This window comes from Pseudomonas tructae (assembly GCF_004214895.1).
GTDB lineage: Bacteria > Pseudomonadota > Gammaproteobacteria > Pseudomonadales > Pseudomonadaceae > Aquipseudomonas > Aquipseudomonas tructae.
Genome location: NZ_CP035952.1, coordinates 3,429,646 through 3,453,172 on the forward strand (window position 1 = coordinate 3,429,646; position 23,527 = coordinate 3,453,172).

The 23,527-nt window shown below is 61.8% G+C and carries 17 protein-coding genes; 8 read left to right on the plus strand and 9 right to left on the minus strand.

Translation table 11 applies throughout. The features are described 5' to 3' along the window. Positions 1-5: 5 nt before the first annotated feature. Positions 6-1,022, minus strand: a complete 1,017-nt coding sequence (gene sohB / locus EXN22_RS15405) for a protease SohB (protein ID WP_130264874.1) — start codon at positions 1,020-1,022, stop codon at positions 6-8. A gap of 196 nt (positions 1,023-1,218) precedes the next feature. Here sohB and EXN22_RS15410 point away from each other — a divergent pair, with 196 nt between their 5' ends. The 4 genes from EXN22_RS15410 (at position 1,219) to EXN22_RS15425 (ending at position 4,581) form a co-directional block, all read left to right on the plus strand. Continuing rightward, complete coding sequence (locus tag EXN22_RS15410; protein WP_130264875.1) at positions 1,219-1,929, plus strand: histidine phosphatase family protein; 711 nt, start codon at positions 1,219-1,221, stop codon at positions 1,927-1,929. Between the two features lie 56 nt (positions 1,930-1,985). Continuing rightward, positions 1,986-2,303, plus strand: coding sequence for an SCP2 sterol-binding domain-containing protein (locus EXN22_RS15415; protein ID WP_036995189.1), 318 nt, complete (start codon positions 1,986-1,988; stop codon positions 2,301-2,303). 420 nt (positions 2,304-2,723) lie between these two features. Further along, positions 2,724-3,791, plus strand: a complete 1,068-nt coding sequence (locus tag EXN22_RS15420; RefSeq protein ID WP_130264876.1) for a phosphotransferase family protein — start codon at positions 2,724-2,726, stop codon at positions 3,789-3,791. Positions 3,792-3,813: 22 nt separating this feature from the next. Beyond that, a complete protein-coding gene (locus tag EXN22_RS15425) occupies positions 3,814-4,581 on the plus strand; it encodes an SDR family oxidoreductase (RefSeq protein ID WP_130264877.1) in 768 nt (255 codons plus the stop codon). A gap of 37 nt (positions 4,582-4,618) precedes the next feature. On the opposite strand, the gene EXN22_RS15430 is transcribed toward EXN22_RS15425, so the two are convergent. Continuing rightward, positions 4,619-9,295 carry a leucine-rich repeat domain-containing protein gene (locus EXN22_RS15430; RefSeq protein WP_130264878.1) on the minus strand — a complete coding sequence of 1,559 codons (4,677 nt, stop codon included), beginning with the start codon at positions 9,293-9,295 and terminating at the stop codon, positions 4,619-4,621. A 59-nt stretch (positions 9,296-9,354) separates the two neighbouring features. Further along, on the minus strand, positions 9,355-9,702 hold the full coding sequence (locus EXN22_RS15435) for a dermonecrotic toxin domain-containing protein (RefSeq protein WP_130264879.1): 348 nt from the start codon (positions 9,700-9,702) through the stop codon (positions 9,355-9,357). 167 nt (positions 9,703-9,869) lie between these two features. On the opposite strand from EXN22_RS15435, the gene EXN22_RS15440 reads away from it, so the two are divergent. Then, entirely contained in the window at positions 9,870-10,649 is a 780-nt protein-coding gene (locus tag EXN22_RS15440) for a TSUP family transporter (RefSeq protein WP_130264880.1), read from the plus strand. Between the two features lie 41 nt (positions 10,650-10,690). Here the strand turns inward: EXN22_RS15440 and EXN22_RS15445 are convergent, their stop codons facing one another. The 3 genes from EXN22_RS15445 to EXN22_RS15455 all read right to left on the minus strand — a co-directional run bounded on the left by EXN22_RS15445 (position 10,691) and on the right by EXN22_RS15455 (position 13,400). Further along, a complete protein-coding gene (locus EXN22_RS15445) occupies positions 10,691-11,632 on the minus strand; it encodes a hypothetical protein (RefSeq protein WP_130264881.1) in 942 nt (313 codons plus the stop codon). Between the two features lie 91 nt (positions 11,633-11,723). Then, the gene (gene nudC / locus EXN22_RS15450; RefSeq protein ID WP_130266836.1) at positions 11,724-12,554 is read right to left on the minus strand and encodes an NAD(+) diphosphatase; all 831 of its coding nucleotides are present in this window, start codon (positions 12,552-12,554) and stop codon (positions 11,724-11,726) included. Between the two features lie 33 nt (positions 12,555-12,587). Then, the gene (locus tag EXN22_RS15455; protein WP_130264882.1) at positions 12,588-13,400 is read right to left on the minus strand and encodes a crotonase/enoyl-CoA hydratase family protein; all 813 of its coding nucleotides are present in this window, start codon (positions 13,398-13,400) and stop codon (positions 12,588-12,590) included. Positions 13,401-13,558: 158 nt separating this feature from the next. Between EXN22_RS15455 and nhaB the strand changes: the two genes are divergently transcribed. After that, positions 13,559-15,061: a sodium/proton antiporter NhaB gene (nhaB, locus tag EXN22_RS15460; RefSeq protein WP_130264883.1), complete on the plus strand. Its 1,503-nt coding sequence runs from the start codon at positions 13,559-13,561 to the stop codon at positions 15,059-15,061. A 71-nt stretch (positions 15,062-15,132) separates the two neighbouring features. Here nhaB and EXN22_RS15465 read toward each other — a convergent pair whose 3' ends face one another. The 3 genes from EXN22_RS15465 to gnd all read right to left on the minus strand — a co-directional run bounded on the left by EXN22_RS15465 (position 15,133) and on the right by gnd (position 22,337). Then, a complete protein-coding gene (locus EXN22_RS15465) occupies positions 15,133-19,737 on the minus strand; it encodes a hypothetical protein (RefSeq protein ID WP_130264884.1) in 4,605 nt (1,534 codons plus the stop codon). 117 nt (positions 19,738-19,854) lie between these two features. Continuing rightward, entirely contained in the window at positions 19,855-21,357 is a 1,503-nt protein-coding gene (zwf, locus tag EXN22_RS15470; protein ID WP_130264885.1) for a glucose-6-phosphate dehydrogenase, read from the minus strand. Next, the gene (gene gnd / locus EXN22_RS15475) at positions 21,354-22,337 is read right to left on the minus strand and encodes a phosphogluconate dehydrogenase (NAD(+)-dependent, decarboxylating) (protein ID WP_130264886.1); all 984 of its coding nucleotides are present in this window, start codon (positions 22,335-22,337) and stop codon (positions 21,354-21,356) included. Before gnd ends, zwf begins: the two co-directional genes overlap by 4 nt. 258 nt (positions 22,338-22,595) lie before the next feature. Here gnd and EXN22_RS26180 point away from each other — a divergent pair, with 258 nt between their 5' ends. Continuing rightward, on the plus strand, positions 22,596-22,763 hold the full coding sequence (locus EXN22_RS26180; protein ID WP_165392218.1) for a DUF6026 family protein: 168 nt from the start codon (positions 22,596-22,598) through the stop codon (positions 22,761-22,763). A gap of 107 nt (positions 22,764-22,870) precedes the next feature. Then, complete coding sequence (locus tag EXN22_RS15480) at positions 22,871-23,329, plus strand: DUF4440 domain-containing protein (RefSeq protein ID WP_130264887.1); 459 nt, start codon at positions 22,871-22,873, stop codon at positions 23,327-23,329. Positions 23,330-23,527 lie beyond the last annotated feature (198 nt).

Consider the following 23,527-nt stretch of genomic DNA (forward strand, 5'->3'; position numbering starts at 1 on the left):
GGTCCTTAGCGCCAGCGACCGAGCCGGCTCCACAATCCCAGCAGGGCGTTCTCGATCGAGCCACTGGCCGCCAACCCTACCCGCTCCTGCAGGCTCTTGCGCTCGGCAAAGTGCAGGTGATAGAGATTGGCTTCGCGCGCCCGTTGGCTGAGGTACTCGTCACTGGTCAGCAACTGGTCGACCAGCTGTTTATTCAAGGCAGCCACGCCAAGCCATACCTCGCCAGTGGCAACCTCGTCGATATGCAACTGGGGGCGGTAGCGCGAGACGAAGTCCTTGAACAATTGATGGGTAATATTCAGGTCTTCCTGGAACTTCTCCCGGCCCTTTTCGGTGTTTTCGCCAAATACCGTCACCGTGCGCTTGTACTCACCGGCGGTGAACACCTCGAAGTCGACGTCGTGCTTTTTCAGCAGGCGGTTGACGTTGGGCAACTGCGCCACCACGCCGATCGAGCCGAGGATGGCGAAGGGCGCGCTGACGATCTTCTCGCCGATGCAGGCCATCATGTAGCCGCCGCTGGCAGCCACCTTGTCGATGCACACGGTCAACGGCACGCCGGCCTGGCGAATGCGTGCCAGTTGCGAGGCGGCCAGGCCATAGCTGTGGACCATGCCGCCGCCGCTTTCCAGGCGCAGCACCACTTCGTCACGGGGGGTGGCCAGGCTCAGCACGGCGCTGATCTCGTGGCGCAGGCTTTCGGTGGCCGAAGCCTTGATGTCGCCATCGAAATCGAGCACGAACACCCGCGACTTGTCGTCGGGCTTTTTCTTCTGCTGCTTCTGCTCCTTGGCCTGCTGCTTGCGCAGGGCCTTGAGTTCGGCCTTGTCGAGCATCCCGGATTCCAGGCGCTCGCGCAGGTCCTTGTAGAACTCGTTGAGCTTGTTGACCTGCAATTGCCCACCTGCCTTGCGCCGACCCTTGCCGCGCAGTCCGGCGATCGCCGAGAGGACAATCAGGATCGCGATCACCAGGGTCGCGGTCTTGGCGAGAAAGCTTGCGTACTCTGCAAGAAACTCCACAGTAACTCCTTAACATGCCTGCGCCGGTACGGCGCGAACCGATAGTCAAGCATACCGAGGCCGCCCGCCCCCTACCAGCGTAGGAAATCTCCGGCAATGCAGTTCAAACGCTCTTTTCAAACGCTTGTATGTTTTTTCATTGACAGCCTGCTGGCGGCAACCTAACCTCGGCTGATCCTTAGCGCAGGCGGACGACGTGGGCAGTATCTACCTGATTCGACATGGCCAGGCTTCATTCGGTGCGCACGACTACGACGTCCTCTCGGCCGTGGGCATGCGCCAAAGCGAGGCCCTCGGCGAGCATCTGGCGCAACTGGGCTTGCGCCTTGACCGCTGCTTGGCCGGCGACCTGCGCCGTCAGCAGGACACCGCGCGCCTGGCCCTGGCGGCCATGCACAACGCAGGCTGTGATGTCCCCCTTTTGGAAACCGACAACGCCTTCAACGAGTTCGATGCCGACGCGGTGATCCGCGCCTTGCTGCCAGGTCTGTTGCCGCAGGAGCCCGAGGCCGTGCACATCCTGCGCAACGGCACGCAGAACCGCAGCGAGTTCCAGCGCCTGTTCGCCCTGCTGGTGCAGCGCTGGCATGGCGGCGAGCACGCCTGCGCAGGCACCGAGAGCTGGCAGGGGTTTGTCAACCGCGTCGATGGCGGGCTGCAGCGGGTGCTGCAACAGGCCGCCAGCACCGACAACATTGCCATCTTCACCTCCGGCGGCACCATCGCCGCCCTGCTCCACCTGGTAACCCGTATCACTGCCGACCAGGCTTTCGAGCTGAACTGGCAGATCATCAACACCTCGCTCAGCCACCTGAAGTTTCGTGGCCGCGAGGTGGCCCTGGCTTCCTTCAACAGCCAGGCACACGTGCAGTTGTTGAAGGCGCCGGCGCTCATCACCTACCGTTGAGCACCGGCTCGTTGCGACCCGCAAGGTCGCGCAAATCACTTAACAAGGAACACACCATGAGCGATGTAGCAAAAGCCGTCGAAGCGATGAAAGCCAAGTTCAACCCAGCCGCTGCCGCCGGCCTGGACCTGGTGTTCGGTTTCAACATCACTGACGAAGACAAGCACTACGCCCTGATCGTCAAGGATGGCACCTGTGAAATCCAGGAAGGCGAAAACGCCGATGCCAACTGCACTCTGGTGCTGGACAGCGAAACCCTCAAGGGCATCGTCAGCGGTGAGACCGACGGCATGCAGGCTTTCATGGGCGGCAAGCTGCGCGTCGAGGGCGACATGATGCTGTCGATGAAACTGAGCGAGCTGTTCCCGGCCTAAGCCACACCGGCAAAAAAAACCGAAGCACTGGCTTCGGTTTTTTTTTTGCAGCGGATCGTGCACTCACGCCGGGTCAACCGGCTCACCCTGTCCCGCCCCAGCGGCGCCTGCGCAGGATCATGAACCACTCCCGCCACGTCCTGTATTTGAACCCCCATCGCTGGCGTTCTACTACCTGGGCATTGAGAAGTGGTCATGGTGCAAGAGACTCCAAAGGCAATGGGGTCACCATTTACGTACATCCAGCCCCAAGGACTGCACTACTTGTTGCTATACCTGCCAACGCTGACCGCAGGCGAGCATCAGGCTCGGTGATCCCTTCGCAACACAGCGGTCTATAACAATGGGGCAAGGGTTGTCCGGCCATGGGCAACTCATTAGATTGCTCGATGACTCGGCTCAACGACCAAAGGCAACCGCATGACGCTTACCGACCAATCCACGCAGGTTCGCCCCGGCGAAGAACTCGACGCCGCTGTGATCGATCCGTATCTGAAGGCACATATCCCGGGCCTGTCCGGCACACCGAACATCAGCCAGTTCCCCGGTGGCGCCTCGAACCTGACCTACCTGGTGCAGTACCCCGAGCGTGAGTTCGTCCTGCGCCGCCCGCCGTTCGGCCACAAGGCCAAGTCGGCCCACGACATGGGGCGCGAGTTTCGCATCCTCAACCAGCTCAACAGTGGCTTCCCCTACTGCCCCAAGGCCTATGTGCATTGCACCGACGCGGCGCTGATCGGTGGCGAGTTCTATGTCATGGACCGGGTCAAGGGCATCATCCTGCGCTCCGACCTGCCACCGGAGCTGGGCCTGGACGCCGGACGCACCGAAGCACTGTGCAAGAGCTTCATCGAGCGCATGGTCGAGTTGCACCAGGTCGACTACAACGCCTGCGGCCTGGGCGACCTGGGCAAGCCTGAAGGCTACGTGCAGCGCCAGATCGAAGGCTGGAGCAGCCGCTATGAGAAGGCCCTGACCCCCGATGCGCCGCGCTGGGAGAAGGTCATTGCCTGGTTGCGCGAGAAGATGCCGGCCGATCATCCCAAGCCTGCGATCGTGCACAACGACTACCGTTTCGATAACGTGATCCTCGATGCCGACAACCCCATGCGCATCATCGGCGTACTCGACTGGGAAATGACCACGATTGGCGACCCGCTGATGGACCTGGGCAATACCCTGGCCTACTGGATCGAGGCCGCCGATCCTGCACCCGTGCAGTTGATGCGTCGCCAGCCGAGCAATGCCCCAGGCATGCTCACCCGCCAGCAGTTCGTCGACTACTACGCCGAGCGCGCCGGCATCCGCATCGACAATTACGACTTTTACTACACCTACGGCCTGTTCCGCCTGGCCGGGATCGTCCAGCAGATCTACTACCGCTTCTACCACGGCCAGACCCAGGACAAGCGCTTCGCCCAGTTCATTCACATGAACACATTGCTCGAGCACATGAGCCTGCAGGTCATCGCCAAGTCCAGCCTCTGACCACTACAACAAGGAAAAGACCATGTCCAAGACCCACCTGTTCGACCTCGACGGCAAAGTCGCCTTTGTTTCCGGTGCCAGCCGTGGCATTGGTGAAGCCATCGCCCACCTGCTGGCCCAGCAAGGTGCCCATGTGATTGTCTCCAGCCGCAAGCTGGAGGGCTGCCAGCAGGTGGCCGACGCCATCATCGCAGCCGGTGGCAAGGCCACGGCCGTTGCCTGCCACATCGGCGAGATGGAGCAGATCAATGCGGTGTTTGCCGGCATTCGCGAGCAGTTCGGGCGCCTGGACATCCTGGTCAACAACGCCGCCACCAACCCGCAGTTCTGCAATGTGCTGGATACCGACCTGGGCGCCTTCCAGAAGACCGTCGACGTCAACATTCGCGGCTACTTCTTCATGTCGGTGGAAGCCGGCAAGCTGATGCGCGAAAACGGCGGTGGCAGCATCATCAACGTAGCGTCGATCAACGGTGTCTCGCCTGGCCTGTTCCAGGGTATCTATTCGATGACCAAAGCGGCGGTGATCAACATGACCAAGGTCTTTGCCAAGGAGTGCGCGCCGTTCGGCATTCGCTGCAACGCCCTGCTGCCCGGCCTGACCGACACCAAGTTCGCCTCGGCACTGGTCAAGAACGACGCCATCCTCAACACCGCCCTGCAGCAAATTCCGCTCAAGCGCGTGGCCGATCCGAAGGAAATGGCCGGGGCGGTGCTGTACCTGGCCAGTGATGCCTCCAGCTACACCACCGGTGTGGCACTGAATGTGGATGGCGGTTTTCTGTCATGAGACAGGCGCCGCGCCTGATCAGGCGCGGGGCCAACTGTTACCAGTCGAATGACTGCTCGGTGGCGACTTGATAAGTCATCTGCCGCAACCACTGTTGCAGATTGGCTTGGTATTGAGCCTGCAATACACGCAGGCGCTGGGCCAAAACCCGGCTGTTGATCTGCCCACTGTGCGCCTGTTCCCGCAACTGAAGGCGCCCTTCGTTCCATACTTGACGGGGGCTGTCGGCCCGGCTGAGGGCGTACTCGACCCAGAAGTCATGATGAAAGTGCCGTCCTTCCAGGCTCTCGTCCACCACCGAACCCAGCACAATATCCAGGCCTTGTGGGGTGGTGGCAGATAGACCCGCCAGCTCGGCCTTGAGCGCTTCGACGAAGCCTGGTGGCAACTGTTGCCCGGTCAGCGGCTCGAGAAATTCATCGTCACGCGGCGCCTGGGGGATATCGATTGTCCCGTCCCGGGTCACGGCGCGCAGCAGATGCTGCCAGAGTGCCTCGTACTCATCCACCTCGCCACGCTCGGCCGCCAGGAGCTGAGCAGGGAACTGTGCATCGAAGCGCACCTCGAGATGCTCCAGGCGACTGCGCTGCACCGCCAGGCGCACCAGTGCGCGGGCCCGCGGCAACCCCGCCGCAACCTGGTTGGCCCTGCTCAGTTGCTCCTGCCCTTCGAGGTATAGCAGGTAACTTTGCTCTGCCGCCGGAGCCCGCAACGACGGGTCGCGCTCGAGCATCTCGAGAATCTCCCAAGCACGTCTCAGGGTCGTTTCCCGGCCTATGTCGTAGGCTACGGTCACTTCCAGCTCCAGCAGATTGCGCTGGGTTTCCAGGCACTCGGGAATCTGCCGCAAACGCTGCCACAGTGCGCGCTGGGCTGCGTTCGCTTCGTTCAACAAGAACCGGTAGTAATGGTCACTGACCAACAGGTCGATCTGGCTTGTACCGTAATGGTTGACGATTCGGCTGTCGCTTTCTTCATCCAGCAGATTTTCCCGCAAGTCCAGCGCTCGCCTGACATGCTCGGGAAGCTCGAAGCTGTGTTCATCAACATGCACGATGTTGTTCCAGCGCAGATCCACCAAGGTGACACGCTGCAGGTTCGCCAGGTTTTCAGGAATGGTTGTCAGCCCGCAGTTGTGCATCACCAGACCGCGCAGGTTGAACAGGCGCGAAATGTCCGGGGCCTGCTGCAGCTCATTTCCGGAGACATCCAGCACCTGCAGTTGCTGCTCGTTCGCCAGGACGGGAATTTCTTCCAACAGGTTCCAGTTCAGATACAGGCGCGTCACCCCCGGAAAGTGCATGGCGAAATTCACCGGCAGATTCGTCAATCCGTTGGTGCTCAGGTTCAGCACAGTGACCCGGCCCAGGTCCCACTGCAGGTCGGGAAAGCTGCTCAGGTCGGCATTGTGCAGGCCCAGCCCCACCAGGTTCACTTGCACATGATGATCGTTTGCAATGAACCCGCTCAGGCGCGTGCGGCGCCACTGCGTGAGGACCTCGGTCGCGAGTTGCTGACGCCCCTCGCTGGCGCCTGCCCACTGCTGCAGCGCCTGCTGGCGGACCTCCAACGCCTGCTGCAAGGATGCCAGCATGTCGGCCGGTTGGCGTCCCAGCTCACCCCACTGCTCCAGCGTTTCCAGCGCTTGCTCGTCATTGAGATCCGGAAACAGTTCGCGCAGCCGTTGAACCAGCACATTTTCACTGTTCTGGCTGGCATAGCCCCGCGCGAAGCTGCCGTCACCGCCGCCGCGCAAGCGCCCGTGCGGCGCTTTGTCGGTTGACGGGATCCAACGCTGGCGCAGCTCGGAAATCCGGTGCAACAGCCTGACCTTGAGCACCTCGGCATCGCCCGTGCTTAAACCCAGGGCACGGCGCTGGGCATCGGGTAGCGCATGCAGGATGGCGCGAAAGATGTCGTTGCGCGCAGGCGCAGCAAACAACGAATGCAGGGTCTGGTCATTGGCGTAGCCACGATAGCCCCCGCCCTCGCGGACGATCACCCGTTGCACAGCGCCTTGGTCATTGCCGACACGGGTCACCTCCTCACCGCGCAACGAGCCGACCCGCAACCGCAGGCAGACCTCGGAGGACCAGCCGGCGAGTTCCGGCAGCACTTCAAAGACCAGGCTTTCGCTTTGCGCATCGGCAAGCTCTGGCCATACGATGCCTTCCAAGCGCCGCACCAGCGAGCGTTCGGCCTCTACTCGCCGCGCCTGGCGTTCGAGTCGCTGGGGGAAGCGCTGACGCTCGGACCACTGTTCCATGGCGGCCTCTGGAAGCGGATCGATCAGCCGACGCGCCAGCGGGGCATCGATGGTTTTGAACCGACGACGCAATTCGTCGAGCAGTGACGATGGCGCCCCTGCATCCCAGTACCGGCTGGTGAACACAGCCGCCCGACGCCGTGAAACATGCTCGGCGACCTGAGCGCGCAGCGCCTCGATCCGGCCGCTCGGCGCCAGCTGCTCAGGAAACAGGCTGTCCAATGCCCGGCGGTCCAGTTGCTCGATGACAAGCCTGGCCCAGTCCCCGCTGCGCAATTCGACGCGGGTCAGTTTTATTGCCGTGGCGGCAAAACCTGGGCGTTCTCCGTAGACCGCCGAAGGGCCCCAGGGCTCGGGCCCCTCGAACAGCTCCAGGGTCTGCCCCTCAGGCCAGCCGGGGATGTCGGGCAATAGCGCGGCAACCACGTCCATATCCAGCGTGGAGTGGGCACCGCTGCGAATATCTTCGATGACCTGGACAATCTGCTTGCGAATGAGCGTACGTTCACAGCTATCGGCCAACAACGGATCCACCGGCTCGCCCTCGACATGCATGCGCCGCAAGGCGTCACCCTCGGTGCCGGTCAGCTCACAGGCTTGCTGCAGCTCTTCGTCACTCAGGGCCTCGACGCTGTGCCCGAGCCTGCGCATCAACTGCCTGCGCGACCAGCGCAGCGGTTGCTCATGGGGCGAATGCCAGGCGCCCTGAGCGTTATGCTGCAAGGGCGGCTGGTAGGCGTCGTCCTGCGTGGGGTGCTGCACGCGCCAGGGCCGCGCCTGCTCATCCACCAGCGCGTAGTAGTGCCCGCCCTCCTTCACATAGCTGCCTCCAGCATGGCGATACACACCGCGGGCATCGGCCACCAGGCCCGCCGGCAGCTCGTGGGCACTGCGATAGGGCGCAAGGTCCTGGTTCCATAAGCGCCGCTGACCATCCGGGCGCTCGACCTCCACCAGCCGATCCACCACCGGCGAAGCACTGATCAGGCGCGAAGCACCGATGGTTGCGGCGCCCAGTCCGACCGTCACCGCCAGATTGATCGCAATGGATTTCAAGTGTGCCAGCGCCTCTTCCTTGTCGCCAGCCTCCCAGGCCTGAACACCTTCAAAGGCATCCGACATCAACTGGCTGGCCATGACCGTCAGCATGATCGGCCCCAGGGCCGGGACGAAGAAGGCTGCGGCATTGAGGACATTCAGGCCGAACGCCGCGTATTGCTCAAGCGAGGTGAGCCAGGCCTGATAGTCGACCTCGGCTGTCGGCACCGCAATGGCCCGGGCTTCGGCCCGGGTAGTGGCGAGCATCAGCTTGAAGCTTGCGTCGAACAATTCGCCCATGAGCGGATATTCGACCAGGGCATCCCCCCCCCGAAGCGTCGACGCCAGGCTGATTGCGCGGGCGAACCCGGCCTGTTGGCTGCGGGCGACGAACGAGCGGATAAACGCCTGATCCTTGGGGTCCGCCAGGCGTGCCTTGAGTGCTTGGGCGAAGGCACGGCGCGAAGGGTATTGCTTGAGTTGCGCCTGGCGGTCCCCGGGGATGTAGGCAACGCAGCGCTCGATGGCGCCGCCTGCGATCGATTCGCAAAACAGCAGCACGTCGGCCAAGGCAAAGCCGGCCAGAGCCACGCGACTGATGTTCAGCGAAGGTTCGGCTTTAACGGCCGTCTGCTGCAACAGCTGCTCGATGCGCTCATGCAGGTCGGCATCGATATCGCCCCGGAGCTGCGCCAGGTTGAGCTGCAGTTGCAACTCGGCCTTGTGTGCGCGGGCATAGGTACGACGAATCGAAGGCCCGCTGGACGGCCCCTCGAACACGGCGGTGAGGTGCTCCTGATAACGCGCCCCAAGATCCAGGGAGCGACACAAGTCGGCAAATTGCTCGGGCGTCAGCGCCAGGGTACTGCTGTAGCGGATCGAGTCGCTGGCGCGGCGCTGCGGGTCCACGCTCGCCGGGAATGGCTGCAATGCATCAAGGGGGGCTAGCTGGCTGTAGCGGTTGTAGCGCAGCTCATCCAACTGCGCCGCTTCGAAGTTCTGCAGTGCCGCCTGCAGCAGCGGCTGCCGGGCGATCAGTACGTCTGACAGGGCGTCGGCGCGCAGGCTGGCATCATCGCGCAGGTGCACGAACTCATGCTTGAGGCTATCGACCGTCAGGCCATGGTTGCGTTTGATCGCGTCTTCGAGCAAGGGCCGGCAAAAACCATGAATGTCCTTGAGCCCGCGCAGCGCCACCGCCGCGTCATGGCGGTGGCGCTCGGTCGCGCGTGCCAGCGTATCCAGTGTTTGCCGCTGTGCCGGGGATGCCCGTTGCAGCCAGGCTGGCTCCTGCGTCGGCAACAGGTCCAGGTGCAAGGACGCCAGTTGCTCGGGGTGCGCATGCCGTACCCAGTTGGGTAAGCGCTGGCGCAAGAAGGGAACATGCAACGCATAGTGAGGGGCGGCCATGGTCACGTCTCAATGTTGAGGAAAACATCAGTTGACCATCCTCGCTGCGCTGCGATGGGCTATTTATCTATAGCCTTGGCTTGGCAACTTCGGCTGAGCGGCGTAAGTGGGTCATGCGGCATGTAGATTGTGCAGGCCTGGGCAGCGGTGTCATCGGTTTCGACGCAGAACAGCAGGACATCGCTGAGCGGGGTATTGAGCAGCAGCAACCTGCTGCAGTGCAGCGGTGGTTGCGCTATGACGCTGTTGTTGGCCTGCATCGCCGTGAACCGGTGATAGGTGTCGGCACCTATATGACCTTTGATATAGGCACTGTGTACCGCCACTTCGAACGAGGCGCGACTGGCCTGCCGGTAGGCCTGACGTAATGCCGAGACACTGCCAGGTGACTCGAAGATCGTGCTCACTGGCGTGGCGCTGAGGGTCGACTTTTACGGGGAACGCGGCCAATGCGCCCAGTGGGGTCAGCGCGATATTTGTTGTTCATCTGTAGCTGACTGGGCAGCGCAAACGCTTGCGTTTAACATGTCGCTCCTTGCGCGCAGCCCCTGCGCGCGTTGCCAAGCCGACGCCCATGCCTTTCGAACTCAGTGTAGACCTCAGCACTCTCGCGATTCTTGCCGCCGTTGCCTTCGTTGCCGGCTTCATCGATGCCATTGCCGGTGGCGGCGGCCTGCTGACCACCCCCGCCCTGCTCACCGCCGGCATGCCACCGCACCTGGTGCTGGGCACCAACAAGCTCAGTTCGACCTTCGGCTCGGCCACCGCCAGTTTCACTTACTACCGGCGCAAGCTGTTCCACCCCGCGCAATGGCGTCATGCCCTGGCCGGCACCTTTGTCGGGGCCTTGATTGGTGCCGTGGTGGCTCATTATCTGCCGGCTGAGTGGTTGAACAAGATGCTACCGGTGATCGTCTTCCTGTGTGGCGTGTACCTGCTGTTCGGCGGCACGCCCAAGGCACCGCTGGACGCCGACGTGCCAGTGAAAAAGAAGTGGCAACTGCCCCAGGGCTTTACCCTGGGTTTCTATGACGGCGTAGCCGGCCCCGGCACCGGCGCGTTCTGGACGGTGAGCACCCTGTTGCTCTACCCCATCGACCTGGTCAAGGCCAGCGGCGTGGCGCGCAGCATGAACTTCGTCAGCAACGCCGCGGCCTTGTCGGTGTTTATCTTCAGTGGCCAGGTCGACTGGCTGGTGGGCTTGTCGATGGGCTCGGCGCTGATGGTCGGCGCGTTCTTCGGCGCGCGCACCGCCATCAGCGGCGGCAGCAAGTTCATCCGCCCGGTGTTCATCACCGTGGTGCTGGCGTTGACCGTGCGGTTGGCGTGGCAGCATTGGTTTGGGCAGGCGTGAGCCCTGCGCCCGCCCATTGAATGCAACAGGCGGGCGTTGGGTCAAAGACGAGTGACTTCAACGCCGGCGAAAAACTCGTTCACCAGTTGCTTGAACAATTCGATTTCGTCCTTGTCTTTGTCACAACTCAACTGCTCGATATAGAAGCGGTATAGCCCGTCGTCCAGATGAGGCTGGGCAGTTTCAAGGTCTTCAAATCGTGCAGTGAAGACCGCATCATGCTCCCGAAAACGCGTGGGATGCTCAGCCCTGAAGAAACTTTGCCAGTCACTTTGTGCATCCAGTAAGTACTCCGGCACAGCGGCCTTGATCTGCCGCTCGTCCATCCTGAATGCCTCGGCAAGCCTGGTGAGCTCGGCCAGCACGGTATACTGACCTCTACGCTCGATCTCGCCCCAGCCCACGTCTTGCTCCAGCAGCAAGGGACCACTTTCAATAACCACCGCGTTACGCCGTTCCCTGTGCTGAACCGGGATATCAAGCAGCGCGCTCAATGCATTGCCCGGGGGCGACGGACTGATATCAAGCTCCCAGGGAAAGCTTTGCAGCAGTGCATCTGCGTTAGCATACCCATCCACTCCGCCGGTCCGATGAAAGTACACGCAAGGCCCTTGAGCGCTGTCCTCAAAAACCGCTAATCCAAACGGCTGTGAAGGAGAGTCATCCTGTTCAGGCGCAGGTGCCGACACGTTATGGGGCAAAAGTCGAGGTAACCGTTCAAAGGGGTTGTGGTCAGGGCCACAAAGTTCTGCCTGGCTCAGTATCTGGTTTGTCAGCGCCCGCTGCTCACCCGACATTTGCGTATCGCTGATACTTGCCTCGAAAAACTCCAGCAGCGCTTGATAGGCCTGTACACGTGACCCTCGGCCTTCGTGCCATGCCTCACAAGCCTGCTCCAGCTGTTCGCGCCGTTCAGAAGCGAGCGACTCCGCCTGACGATCAACAGAATGATTGTAGCTGCTACCTGCTGCACTCAACTCCACAAATACCTTTCCCGACTGGTTGAAAAGTCGGGCAGTTTTATCTGATGCCCTCCAGGCTTCCAGAGGGAATGGTTTCCCCTGGCAACTTACGTCACTTGAGCAAGACCGGCTCCTGCAACCCAAGCCGCCGCGCCACATACAGATCGATCAGATACCGCGCAATCGACCGCCCCGCCGGCAACGGCGGCAGCGCATCGACCCGGAACCACTGGGCATCCTCGATCTCATCCGGCTGCATCACAATCTCGCCACCCGCGTACTCGGCATGAAAACCCAGCATCATCGAGTGGGGGAATGGCCAGCACTGGCTGCCGACGTACTGGATGTTACGCACCTCGATCGCCACCTCCTCGCGTACTTCGCGCACCAGGCAGTCTTCGGCCGACTCGCCCGGCTCGGCAAAACCGGCCAGGGTGCTGTACACACCAGTGACAAAGCGCGGCGAACGGGCCAGGAGGATTTCATCGCCACGGGTGATCAGCACGATCATGCTCGGTGAAATACGCGGGTAGTTGCGCAAGTCGCACGGCGCGCAATACATGGCCCGTTCCCAGTGGACCTGCGTCATGGGCTGACCGCAGCTGCCGCAAAAGCGGTGCTCACGGGCCCAGGTGCCGATCTGCGCGGCGTAGCCGAGGATCTTGTAGGTATCGAAGTCGCCTTCGAGCATGAACTGGCGCAGCCCGCGCCAGCTACAGCCCGCTACCGCCTGCGGGCTGCGCAACTCGAGGAGGAACACCGGCTGGCCGTCGAAATGGCCAATGCCGTGCTCGCACAGTACGTCCAGTTCCTGGCGCTTGAGCCAGTCGCGCGGGAACAACGCGCCGTTGTCATCGACCAGGAATCCTTCGCTGCAACGGGCGACTGCCCAGCCGCCGCTGATGGTGGTATCCAGTACTGCGGTGATCCAGCGCGCTGACATCATGCGGTTCCTTGCGGGGTTCGCCTGTGCAAGTCAGTCGGCGAACTCGGGTTTTTGTTTGCTCATGTGGGCGGCAACCGCCACCCGCAGATCGTTGGATTGCAGCATCGCGGCGTTCCAGGTGGCGATGTACTCCAGGCCATCGTCGATGCGGTGATCGCGCATATAGCTGATCATGTGCTTGGTGCCGGCCACGGCAATGGGGGATTTTCCCGCAATTTCAGCGGCAATGGCAAAGACTGCGTCGAGCAATGCTTCATGGCTGTCGAACACCCGGTTGACCAGGCCGATACGCTGCGCCTCGTCGGCCGCGACATTGCGCCCAGTGTAGGCCAGCTCGCGCATGATGCCGTCGCCGATGATCCGCGGCAGGCGTTGCAGGGTACCGACGTCGGCGGCCATGCCCATGTCGACTTCCTTGATCGAGAACTGCGCGTCACTGCTGCAGTAGCGCATGTCACAGGCCGACACCAGGTCGATGGCACCACCGATGCAGTAACCCTGGATCGCCGCCAGCACCGGTTTGCGGCAGTTGTCGACGGCGTTGAACGAGGCCTGCATGCGCAGGATGGTGCGGCGCAGCAGGCGCGCGTTGCGGCCGACGTCCTTGCCCAGCTCGTTGGCCACCGAGGCCAGCAGCATCAGGTCGATGCCGGAGGAGAAATGCTTGCCCGCGCCACTGATTACCACCGCGCGCACCGCGTCGGTTTCATCGATCCACTGGAAGATTTCGACGATCTCGCTCCAGAACGCCGCGTTCATGGCGTTGTACTTTTCCGGGCGGTTGATCTGCACGTGGGCGATGTGGTTGTTCAGTTCGACCTTGAACGCTTGGTACTCAGTCACGGTGCTCTCCTTGAAGACGGCGCGGTTGATCGCAGGACTATAACAAGCTGCCCGTCGGCGCCAAGGCCGCGCTTGTGCCAAAACCGGGACTTTTACCTTGATCTGCGGCCACACATGCGGCACTTTGCCCGGCTGTTGAATCATAAGGATACATTTTCATGTCCCGCTCCCTGGCCGGCGCCCTGGCCCACAACTTTCTCGGACAATCGCCGCGCTGGTACAAGGCCACCTTGTGCCTGTTCCTGCTGCTCAACCCCCTGCTGCTGTTCACCCTTGGCCCAGTGGTGGCCGGCTGGGTGCTGGTGATCGAGTTCATCTTCACCCTCGGCATGGCGCTCAAATGCTACCCGCTGATGCCAGGCGGCCTGTTGATGGTGGAAGCCCTGCTGCTGGGCATGACCACGCCGCAAGCACTGTATGAAGAGTTGCAACACAACTTCCCGGTGATCCTGCTGCTGATGTTCATGGTCGCCGGCATCTACTTCATGAAGGACCTGCTGCTGTTCGTGTTCTCGCGCATCCTCCTCGGGGTGCGCTCCAAGGCCCTGCTGGCTTTGCTGTTCTGTTTTCTCTCGGCCTTCCTCTCGGCGTTTCTCGATGCCCTGACGGTCACCGCGGTGATCATCAGCGCGGCAGTGGGCTTCTATTCGGTGTATCACCGGGTCGCCTCGGGCGGCAATCCACGCGAAGACTCGGACCTGGACAGCGATCAGCACATTGCCCACCTGCACCGTGAGGACCTGCAGCAGTTCCGCGCCTTTTTGCGCAGCCTGCTTATGCACGGGGCCGTGGGTACCGCACTGGGTGGTGTGTGCACCCTGGTAGGTGAACCGCAGAACCTGCTGATCGGCCATGAGATGGGCTGGCACTTTGCCGAATTCTTCCTCAAGGTCGCGCCAGTGTCGTTGCCGGTGTTGCTGGCCGGGCTGGTCACCTGTGTACTGCTGGAGAAGCTGCGCTGGTTCGGTTACGGCACCCTGCTGCCGGACAGCGTGCGCCAGGTGCTGGCGAGCTATGCCGCCGAAGACGACGCCCAGCGCACCACCCAGCAACGGGCCGCGCTGCTGGTGCAGGGCCTGGCGGCGCTGATCCTGATCATCTGTCTGGGCCTGCACGTGGCCGAAGTTGGCCTGGTCGGTTTGCTGGTCATCGTGCTGATCACCGCCTTTACCGGCATCACCGACGAGCACCGCCTGGGCCGCGCCTTCCAGGACGCCATGCCGTTCACCTCGCTGTTGGTGGTGTTCTTTGCCGTGGTGGCGGTGATTCACCAGCAGCAGTTGTTTACCCCGCTGATCCAGTGGGTGCTGGCGCTGCCGGCCGATCAGCAGCCGGGCATGCTGTTTATCGCCAACGGCCTGTTGTCGGCGATCAGCGACAACGTGTTCGTCGCCACCATCTACATCACCGAGGTGAAACAGGCGTTCGTCAACGGTGGCATGAGCCGCGAGCACTTCGAGACCCTGGCGGTGGCGATCAACACCGGCACCAACCTGCCCAGCGTAGCCACGCCCAATGGCCAGGCGGCGTTCCTGTTCCTGCTGACCTCGGCGATTGCGCCGCTGATTCGCCTGTCGTACGGGCGCATGGTGTGGATGGCGCTGCCCTATACCGTGGTCATGGGTGGGCTGGGCTGGTGGGCGGTGACGTACTGGTTGTGAATGTTCGTTTGCCTGCTTCATCACGGTAAGCCCGCCCCACCAATGTGGTGGGGCGGGTGTACTCTCACCGGTCAATCGATGGGCTTGCCATCACTTCTTTTCGACAGCACCTGCACAAGCAGCCCTCGCGAGTAGAGCGGACGACGCCCCGAACGCTCCACCCAGTACTCCAACCGCACGGTACTGCCCTGGGCATCGCGCACACTTTGCTCCGGGACCTCGAAGCGTACCGCCAACTCATCGCCTGCCGGTACCTCAAGCCAGTCAGCCCAGTTCTGCTGCCAGCTTGCACCCCACCAGAAAAAATGCACCTTGTCACCCGGCTGAATCATCGGCTGACCGTGGTCGTTCCGAATCGGAATGTTGACCGGCAGATAAAGGAATACCTGTTCAGGGTCCAGGCTGCCATTGGGCAACAAGCCTTCCACCTCGACTTCAGGCAGACGCAGGACCTTGCGCCCCACCGCCAGGTGCAACACCTCGGAGAACAGCTGTGGCGCCCGCACATCAGCGCTGTTCCTGACCCGGTAGGCGATTCGCACTTCGCCACCATCCAGCGGCTGGACATGCTTGAGCGGTACGTTCAACCTCAACGGCTGCGCCCCTGGCGTACGCTCGATCAGAATGGATTCGGTATACCAATGGGCCGTGCCGTCAACGGCCAGCCCCTGCCAGTACAGGTCCAGCCACTGGCCTTTCTGCAGCCCGGCCCAGACCGGAATCATCACTTGAGTCAGCGGCTTGCCAACCAGCAGGTTGCCTTCGTCATCAAGGGGATCTACTTGTACGGCCTGCAAAGCCCCGAGGCTGCCACTGAAGCTGATTGAAGTGCTTTGCCCGCGCTGCGCCGGCCCTTGCTGACCTTGCCAGTGGTAGACCAGCCGCGCCAGGCCACCGGCGCAAGCCCGGATCAGTGCGTTGGGCAGCAGGAACTCAAGGCGCTGCCAACCCGCTTGCAGCGTCAGGCTCTGGGAGTGGCTGAGGCTCAACCCGCCTTCGGTCCGGCCTGTAAAGTGCAGCACCAGCTGATCACCCTGAGCGAACCCGGCTGCCGCTGCGATCTCCACCTGCAAAGGCTGTTCGCCCAGCGCCTGCAAGTCCACCCGCCCCTGCGCGTCTGCTGCCAGGACCTGGGCCGATTTGAGCGCTTCGCGACCACTGTCGACCTTGACCCGTTGCAGTGGCGAGAGACCCTGTGCGTAGTTGCCCAAGGCATCGACAACGGTATAGAACACCCCAAGGGCTGGCGAGTCACCTGCACGCTGGAGGGTGCGTGGGTCGATAAACAGGCTCACCGGTCCCGGAGCCTGATCATGCTCAATTTGTCGGCGCAGCAGCTCACTGCCCCAGTGCAGTTCAATCCAATCGCCGGCCTTACGGCTACCATGGGCCGGAACGTCGAGGGTGAAACCGTTGGCGGCCAGCGCCGGGTCGATGACCTTGGGCAGTCGCTCCAGCGCGGCCAGGCGAGGCAGGCCCGGACGCTGCAGCTGCAGACGCAGCTCAAGTACTTGGGAATAACGCACCCGTCCTGCCGGTGGCACCACGCGGAAATAGGCGCGCACACTGTCGCCACTGTTCGCCAGCAGCGTGCCTGGCAAGTAGAAATCCAGACGCTGATGGCGTTGATGGTTGCCAAGGGTATGGCTAAGCACCGGTTCTGGCAGATCGCCCCAGAAGATGTCCACACGATGCCCAGGTTCCAGGTCCTGGCACGGGCCGATGGCAACCGGGATACCGTACAAGGCGGCATCCTGGGTGGCGAGGTTGAGGCCGTAGTCGCCGCCGGCTACAGGGGCGATGGTGTGGGGAAACTGTAGGGTGGCTGACTCTATATTCGGGCAATGTCGCCCGCCAAGTTGATACGCTGGAGGCTGAGGAACTGGGGCTTTGATAACGTCTCGAGAGAGGTTCCTGTAGCCACTTACGCTAGACCAGTAATCACCGTATGACGACCAAATATTGCCGGTATCGACACGAATTCCCGCACGCCATTGAGGTTGCTCCCCACTGTATTGAAAAATTGTGTTCGAATACAATTGCTGCCAAGCTTCTTGCGTCAACAGGTTTCCCCATTCGCCATACAAGCTACCAAGCCTTCTCACAAAATAACCCGCCGACGCTTCCCTCTGGCTTGGCATCACCAATCCATTTTCTCTGCAATAGGCAAGCGCAGGCAAATACGTGATTCTAGCGGACGGTTGCTCGAACCATTTCGTCGGACTCTGCAACGAGTACTGCCCGCTTTTGCCATTATCAGCGATCGCGGTAATGGTCACGACCCCCTGCCACGCCTCATTGAAGGTCACTTTCCCGCCGCCATCCACACTGACCTCATCCCGATCCGAGGCGTACGTCACGCCCCTGGCATATCGCACCCTGCGGGTAAAGACAGCCCCATCAAACCCCGTCACCGGCACGAAACGGAAGGTGTTCCAGCCATTGATCTCGAAATGATTCCAGCGCAAGCCATTACTGATCCACAGTTCATAAGGTTTGGAATGTCGAGTGCGTACCCCCTCGCGGATCACCCGGTAACCGATCCGAACCACGCTGTGGTTACTGGGCAGGATGCTGTCTTCCCATACTTCAAAGCGCAGGTCCTCACCCTCCGCCCCAGGCGGGACGATGAAGTCGTCGACCCAGGTGCCCTCCGCCGTTTCACCGATCCAGCTGAAAATGATCTCGTCGCCTTGCTCAAACACATCATCGCCCGCCGCGTCCTTGCCCGGCAGCTTGATAATGGCATAGCCGAAGAGTTCATCCGGGTCCAGCCAGGCGCCGTCCTCATCCTCGTAGATGTCTTCTACTTCCACCGCCGGGAGGATCTCCGGGCTCAGGCCGACATACAGCTTGAGCTTTTCCGATTCCTTGATCGGTGATTGCGGGTCGAGTTCGGTCTTGATCCGATAAGACACCTCTACTTCGCCGCCATCAAGCAGGTCGATATGATCGCTGCGCACCACCCGCTTGAGCAGCCTGCCCACCTGGCTGCCGGTGATATAGAACGTATCTTCGAACAAGTAGGCCTTGCCATCGACCGTGGTGCCACGCCACACCAACTGGAACCAGCTGCCGTTGACCATACCGACCCAGGGCTGCACCTCTACCACCACGTAACGCAGGCCGACAATCAACTGGCCTTCTTCATCCACCTCATGAATCACCGGCGCGACCAGGCCAAACGGCTCACCCACCACCCCGACCGTCCTGCGCCTGGACCGCAAGACCTCGCCATCGGGTTCCAGTTGATAGGACACAATCGCCAGGCCACTGGCAATGGCTTGCACCTTGTTGTTGGCAATCAGCAGCAGCGGGCCGACGCCCTGGTCAGCAATCTCGACTGTTTGCTCATCCTCAACCAGTTGCCCATCAGGGGTGCGGCCGATCCAATACAGGGTGAGCCGGCTTCCGGGCACCAGCGCCTCGTCATCCGGGACCTGTACCTGCACATCGTCATAACCCAGGGCCTGCAGGTCGATGTAACCCGCCTCATCGGCGTCCAGCACCAACGGCGCAGCCAGCGGATAGCCCTGAGTGTCGACCCGGATCGAATGGTGCGGCGACCAGCCGTCAGAGTGGTTGTGTACCTCATCGACGATCTTGTACATCACCGGCAGGTTCTCCGAGTCCCCGGCGCGGGCAATGGTGTCCGGGTCGATGAACACCGTTACGGCATCCAGCAAATCGGCTTCTTCCACGCGCCGACGAATGAGCACACCGCCCCAGCTCACGCGCAGGGTATCGCCCACTACCATGCCCTCGTAAGGCGGCACTTGAGCGTCAAAGCCGGTTGCCGCCAGCGCTTCATCCACGCCGAATTCGATCACCTCATCTGGCAGAATCAATGCTTCCAGGCGCTGATGCCCGGGTGTCGAGGGGTCCGGGTCGATGCCACCTGGTCGGTCCAGCTTCACCAGCACGCGCAATGGCATGGAATCCTGGGGATCACTCGACAGGGCAGTGATGCGGAAAAACGCCTCGATCCAACCAACGTTCTCTTCCACCCGGGCCCTGGGCAGGTAAAAGAACTGGTTCTTGCCGACATCCTGCGGATCCAACGGGTACACATAGATCGGCAATTCGGCGTCTTCCCAGAAAATTTCCACGATATCGCCGCCGGCCATACCCAGGTAGGGTTCGACGATGGCCATGATGCCGTAGTCGCTGACCTCCATCGCAGCGATATTGAGGCCTCCATCACCATCCGCCACCGGTTGCGCAAGGTTGGGGATGCGCAGCTGGGTCAGCGACAACGGCTTGGGCACATGAGCCTCAGGCGCTTGCTCGACTGCCTGATGAAGGGTGACATGCGCCAAGGGAAACGGCACGGCGTCATCCTCGTCCTCGCTGCCTTCGAAGCTCACTTTCAGGGCCAGCGTCAGATCGGTGTCGTTGCCCAGCGCTTCGAGCTCTTCACGCGAGATGTACAGGCGCAGGCCATACTCAAGGTGCAACGCAGTGACTACAACCGCCTCATGAACGGTCCACTCAACGGGTGTACCCTGCTCATCGATACCGGCGCAGGACAGCCAGCAGGTCTGCCCCTCGGCGATTCCCGTCCAAGGCAGCGTCAGTACCGCGACATCGCCGGGGAATGTCTCCATGTATAGACCGTCGCCCAATTGCTGCGGCAGGTTCGGAGCAAGCAGTTCTTCTAACGCAAGCGTCGTCATCGCATCTCTCCATGCAGGATTACCAATGCAGGTATTGAATGCGCATTGAGAAAGACACGAAACTGGCAAAAATACCAGGTAGGCGAGGATACCGATAAGGCTGAAGGCCTGGCCCCCTCAACCAATCGGGTGCCACACCCGTCTGTCGCGGGTCAGTAGTTCATCCGCCGCCGTCGGGCCGTCCTCGCCGGCGGCATAGGGCTGCACTTCGCCTGCGTCCTTCCAGGCATCGAGAAACGGCTGCACCGCACGCCAGCCGTTTTCGATGTTGTCGGCGCGCTGGAACAGGGTCTGGTCGCCCGTCAGGCAGTCATAGATCAGCGTCTCGTAACCGGTGGAAGGCTGCATCTTGAAGAAGTCCTTGTAGGCAAAACCCAGCTCGACGTTCTCCATGGCCAGGGCCGGCCCCGGGCGCTTGGCCTGCAGGTCGAACCACATGCCTTCGTTGGGCTGGATCTGGATCTTCAGGTAATTGGGCTTGAGCCGCTCGACCTCGGTGTCGCGAAACTGCGCATAGGGCGCCGGTTTGAAGCAGATGGCGATCTCGGTGTCGCGCACGCTCATGCGCTTGCCGGTGCGCAGGTAGAACGGCACCCCCACCCAACGCCAGTTGTCGATCATCACCTTGAGGGCAACGAAGGTTTCGGTGTGGCTGTCGGGATCGACCCGGGGCTCGTCGCGGTAGCCAGGCACCTTCTTGCGCCCTTGTTTACCGGCGGTATACTGACCGCGCACCGAGTTTTTCAGGGCCATGTTCTTCGACCAGGGCCGGATCGCGCCGATGACCTTGGCCTTTTCGCTGCGCACCGCGTCAGCACCAAAGGCCGCCGGCGGCTCCATGGCGACCATGGCCAACAACTGAAACAGGTGGTTGGGCACCATGTCGCGCAAGGCGCCAGTACCGTCGTAGAAAGCGCCGCGGCTCTCGACGCCGACGGTCTCGGCAGCGGTGATCTGCACATGATCGATGTAGTGGTTGTTCCAGAACGCTTCGAACAAGCCGTTGGAAAAGCGGCTGACGAGGATGTTCTGTACCGTCTCCTTGCCCAGGTAATGGTCGATGCGGTAGATCTGTTTCTCGCTCATGACCTTGAGCAGGCAGGCATTGAGCGCTTCGGCACTGGCCAGGTCCGAGCCAAAGGGTTTCTCCACCACCACCCGGCGAAAACCATCGGTTTCGTCGAGCAGGCCGGCGGCGCCCAGGCGCTGCACCACGTCGCTGAAAAAACGTGGCGAGGTGGCCAGGTAGAACACCGCATTGGCGCTGGGGTTGCTGCGAATACGCTGGGCAATGGCCTGGTAGGTGGCTTCGTCGAGAAAATCACCAGTCAGGTAGCCGATGCGCTTGGCCAGGCGCGCCCAGAGCTTGTCGTCCAGGCATTTGCTGGTGCCTTGACTGGCCGCGTCGCGCTCGCGCATGAAGGCTTCAAGGCGCGCGGCGAACTCACTGTCACTGGCCGCATTGTGGTCGACGCCGATAATCCGCAGACCCTTGTCGAGCAAGCCATCGCGGTTCAGGTTGTACAGCGCCGGCATCAACAGGCGCTTGACCAGGTCGCCATTGGCGCCAAACAGAAACAGGTTGCAAGGCGGTGCCGCTTCGATCTGAGGTGTGCTCATTCGGCTTGCTTCTCGACGTGGCCACCAAAGCCGAAGCGCATGGCCGAGAGCATGCGGTCCGCGTAAGTCCCCTGCTGCTGGCGCGAACGGAAACGGGCAAACAGCGCACTGGACAGCACCGGTACCGGCACGGCCTGCTCTACTGCGGCGTCGATGGTCCAGCGCCCCTCGCCGCTGTCGGCGACCGAACCGCTGTAGCCACCCAGTTGCGGGTCCGCCACCAGCGCATCGGCGGTGAGGTCGAGCAACCAGGAGGTGACTACGCTGCCACGGCGCCACACCTCGGCGATCTCGGCCAGGTTCAGGTCAAACCGCTGTTCGACCGGCAAGGCGTCGCTGGCCTTGCTCTTGAGCAGGTCGAAACCTTCGGCATAGGCCTGCATCAGGCCATACTCGATGCCATTGTGGATCATCTTCACGTAATGCCCCGCGCCAGCGGGGCCGGCGTGAATATAGCCCTGCTCGGCGCGTTCGGCCGGGCCCTGGCGGCCACGGGTTCGGGGGATATCGCCGACCCCGGGAGCAAGGGTTGCGAACAGCGGATCAAGCCGGTCGACCACAGCTTTTTCGCCACCGATCATCATGCAGTAACCGCGCTCCAGGCCCCAGACACCCCCCGAGGTACCGACATCGATGTAGTGCAGGTTGCGTTTGCCCAGCTCGCTGGCACGGCGCATGTCATCCTTGTAGAAGGTGTTGCCGCCGTCGATGATCACGTCATCGGCATCGAGCAGGTCGGCCAGTTGGGCGATGGTCTGTTCGGTCGGCTCACCCGCCGGCAACATCACCCACACCGCACGCGGTTTCTCGAGCTTTTGGACCAGCGCGCCAAGGTCATGGGCGCCGTTGGCGCCGTCCTTGACCAGGGTTTCCACCGCCTGGCGGTCACGATCATGCACCACCATACGGTGTCCGCCACGCATCAGGCGCCGCGCAATATTGCCGCCCATGCGGCCCAGACCCACGATTCCCAATTGCATGTGCGATGCTCCCCTTGGAATAAGACTCGGCTCAGGCCTTCAAGATTAGTCCAGACCGTGCCCACTTGGTTCAGCGACCAATGGCAGGACCGCCAGAAACAAAAAAGTTCCCATGACCGCTAAAAGAATTCAGAATCGCGGCCGATCAAGCACGTGGGAGCGGGCTTGACCCGCGATCGCGCTTTGCCAGACAGATCGCATCGCGAGGCAAGCTCGCTCCCACCTTAGTGAACAGCATTACCCTATGCGAGGTGTGCAATGGGAACCCTTCTGCCGAAAATGCCTGCCCAGACCCTCTACGTAACGGTTCACCGCGATGAGCTGCGCCGCCTCAAAGAGGAGCGTGATCAGCTGCAACAGCAAGTCGCCCAACTCAGTCTGCTGCTGCAACAGGCGCAGAATCCCGAGGCGCCGGCCCACGCCTGATCGGGGCTTGTTTGCAGGGGAATCATTGCCTGCTGACCTTGCACGACGGCGCCTTTCTAGACTGCGCCGTCCGACGCGCGATGCGTCGTCTACCTGCAAGGAACCCCATGAAAAAACTCTTTGTGCTTTCGGCCTGGGCGTTGTTCGGCTGCCTGTCGACGGCGGCCAACGCTGAAGAGGTTCAATGCAAGCCAAGCAGCGAAGCAGAGATCCTCGCCCAATTCGAACGCTGGAACCTGCGCCTGGGCAGCGGTGACCCCGAACAGGTGGCGGCGCTGTACAGCGAAGACGCCATCCTGTTGCCGACACTCTCCAACCAGCCACGGCTGACCACCGCGCAACGTATCCAGTACTTCACCTACTTCCTCGGCAACCGGCCCTCCGGGCGCCTGGACAGCCATCATCTGGCCCTGGGTTGCAACACCGCCGTACTCTCGGGCCTGTACACCTTCACTTTCGCCAGCAACGGCGAAAGCGCTGCGGCGCGTTATACCTATGCCTATCGCTGGGATGGCCAGCAATGGCTGATCACCAGCCACCACTCCTCGCTGCTGCCAAGCAACTGAATCCTGCGACCTGCAGCCTCGGTGCTGCAGGTCATCGCCGATAAAGTGACCAGCGGGTCACACCCTCGCGGTTTTCTCTCCTACACTCGGTACTCGGCCAGACATCGCCCGGAAAACTCGACCGAAAAAAGTCGAAACTTCTGGATTCGCGGTAGGTCAGCAACTAAGTAGGCCATCGATTCCGCTGCAACGGACGCG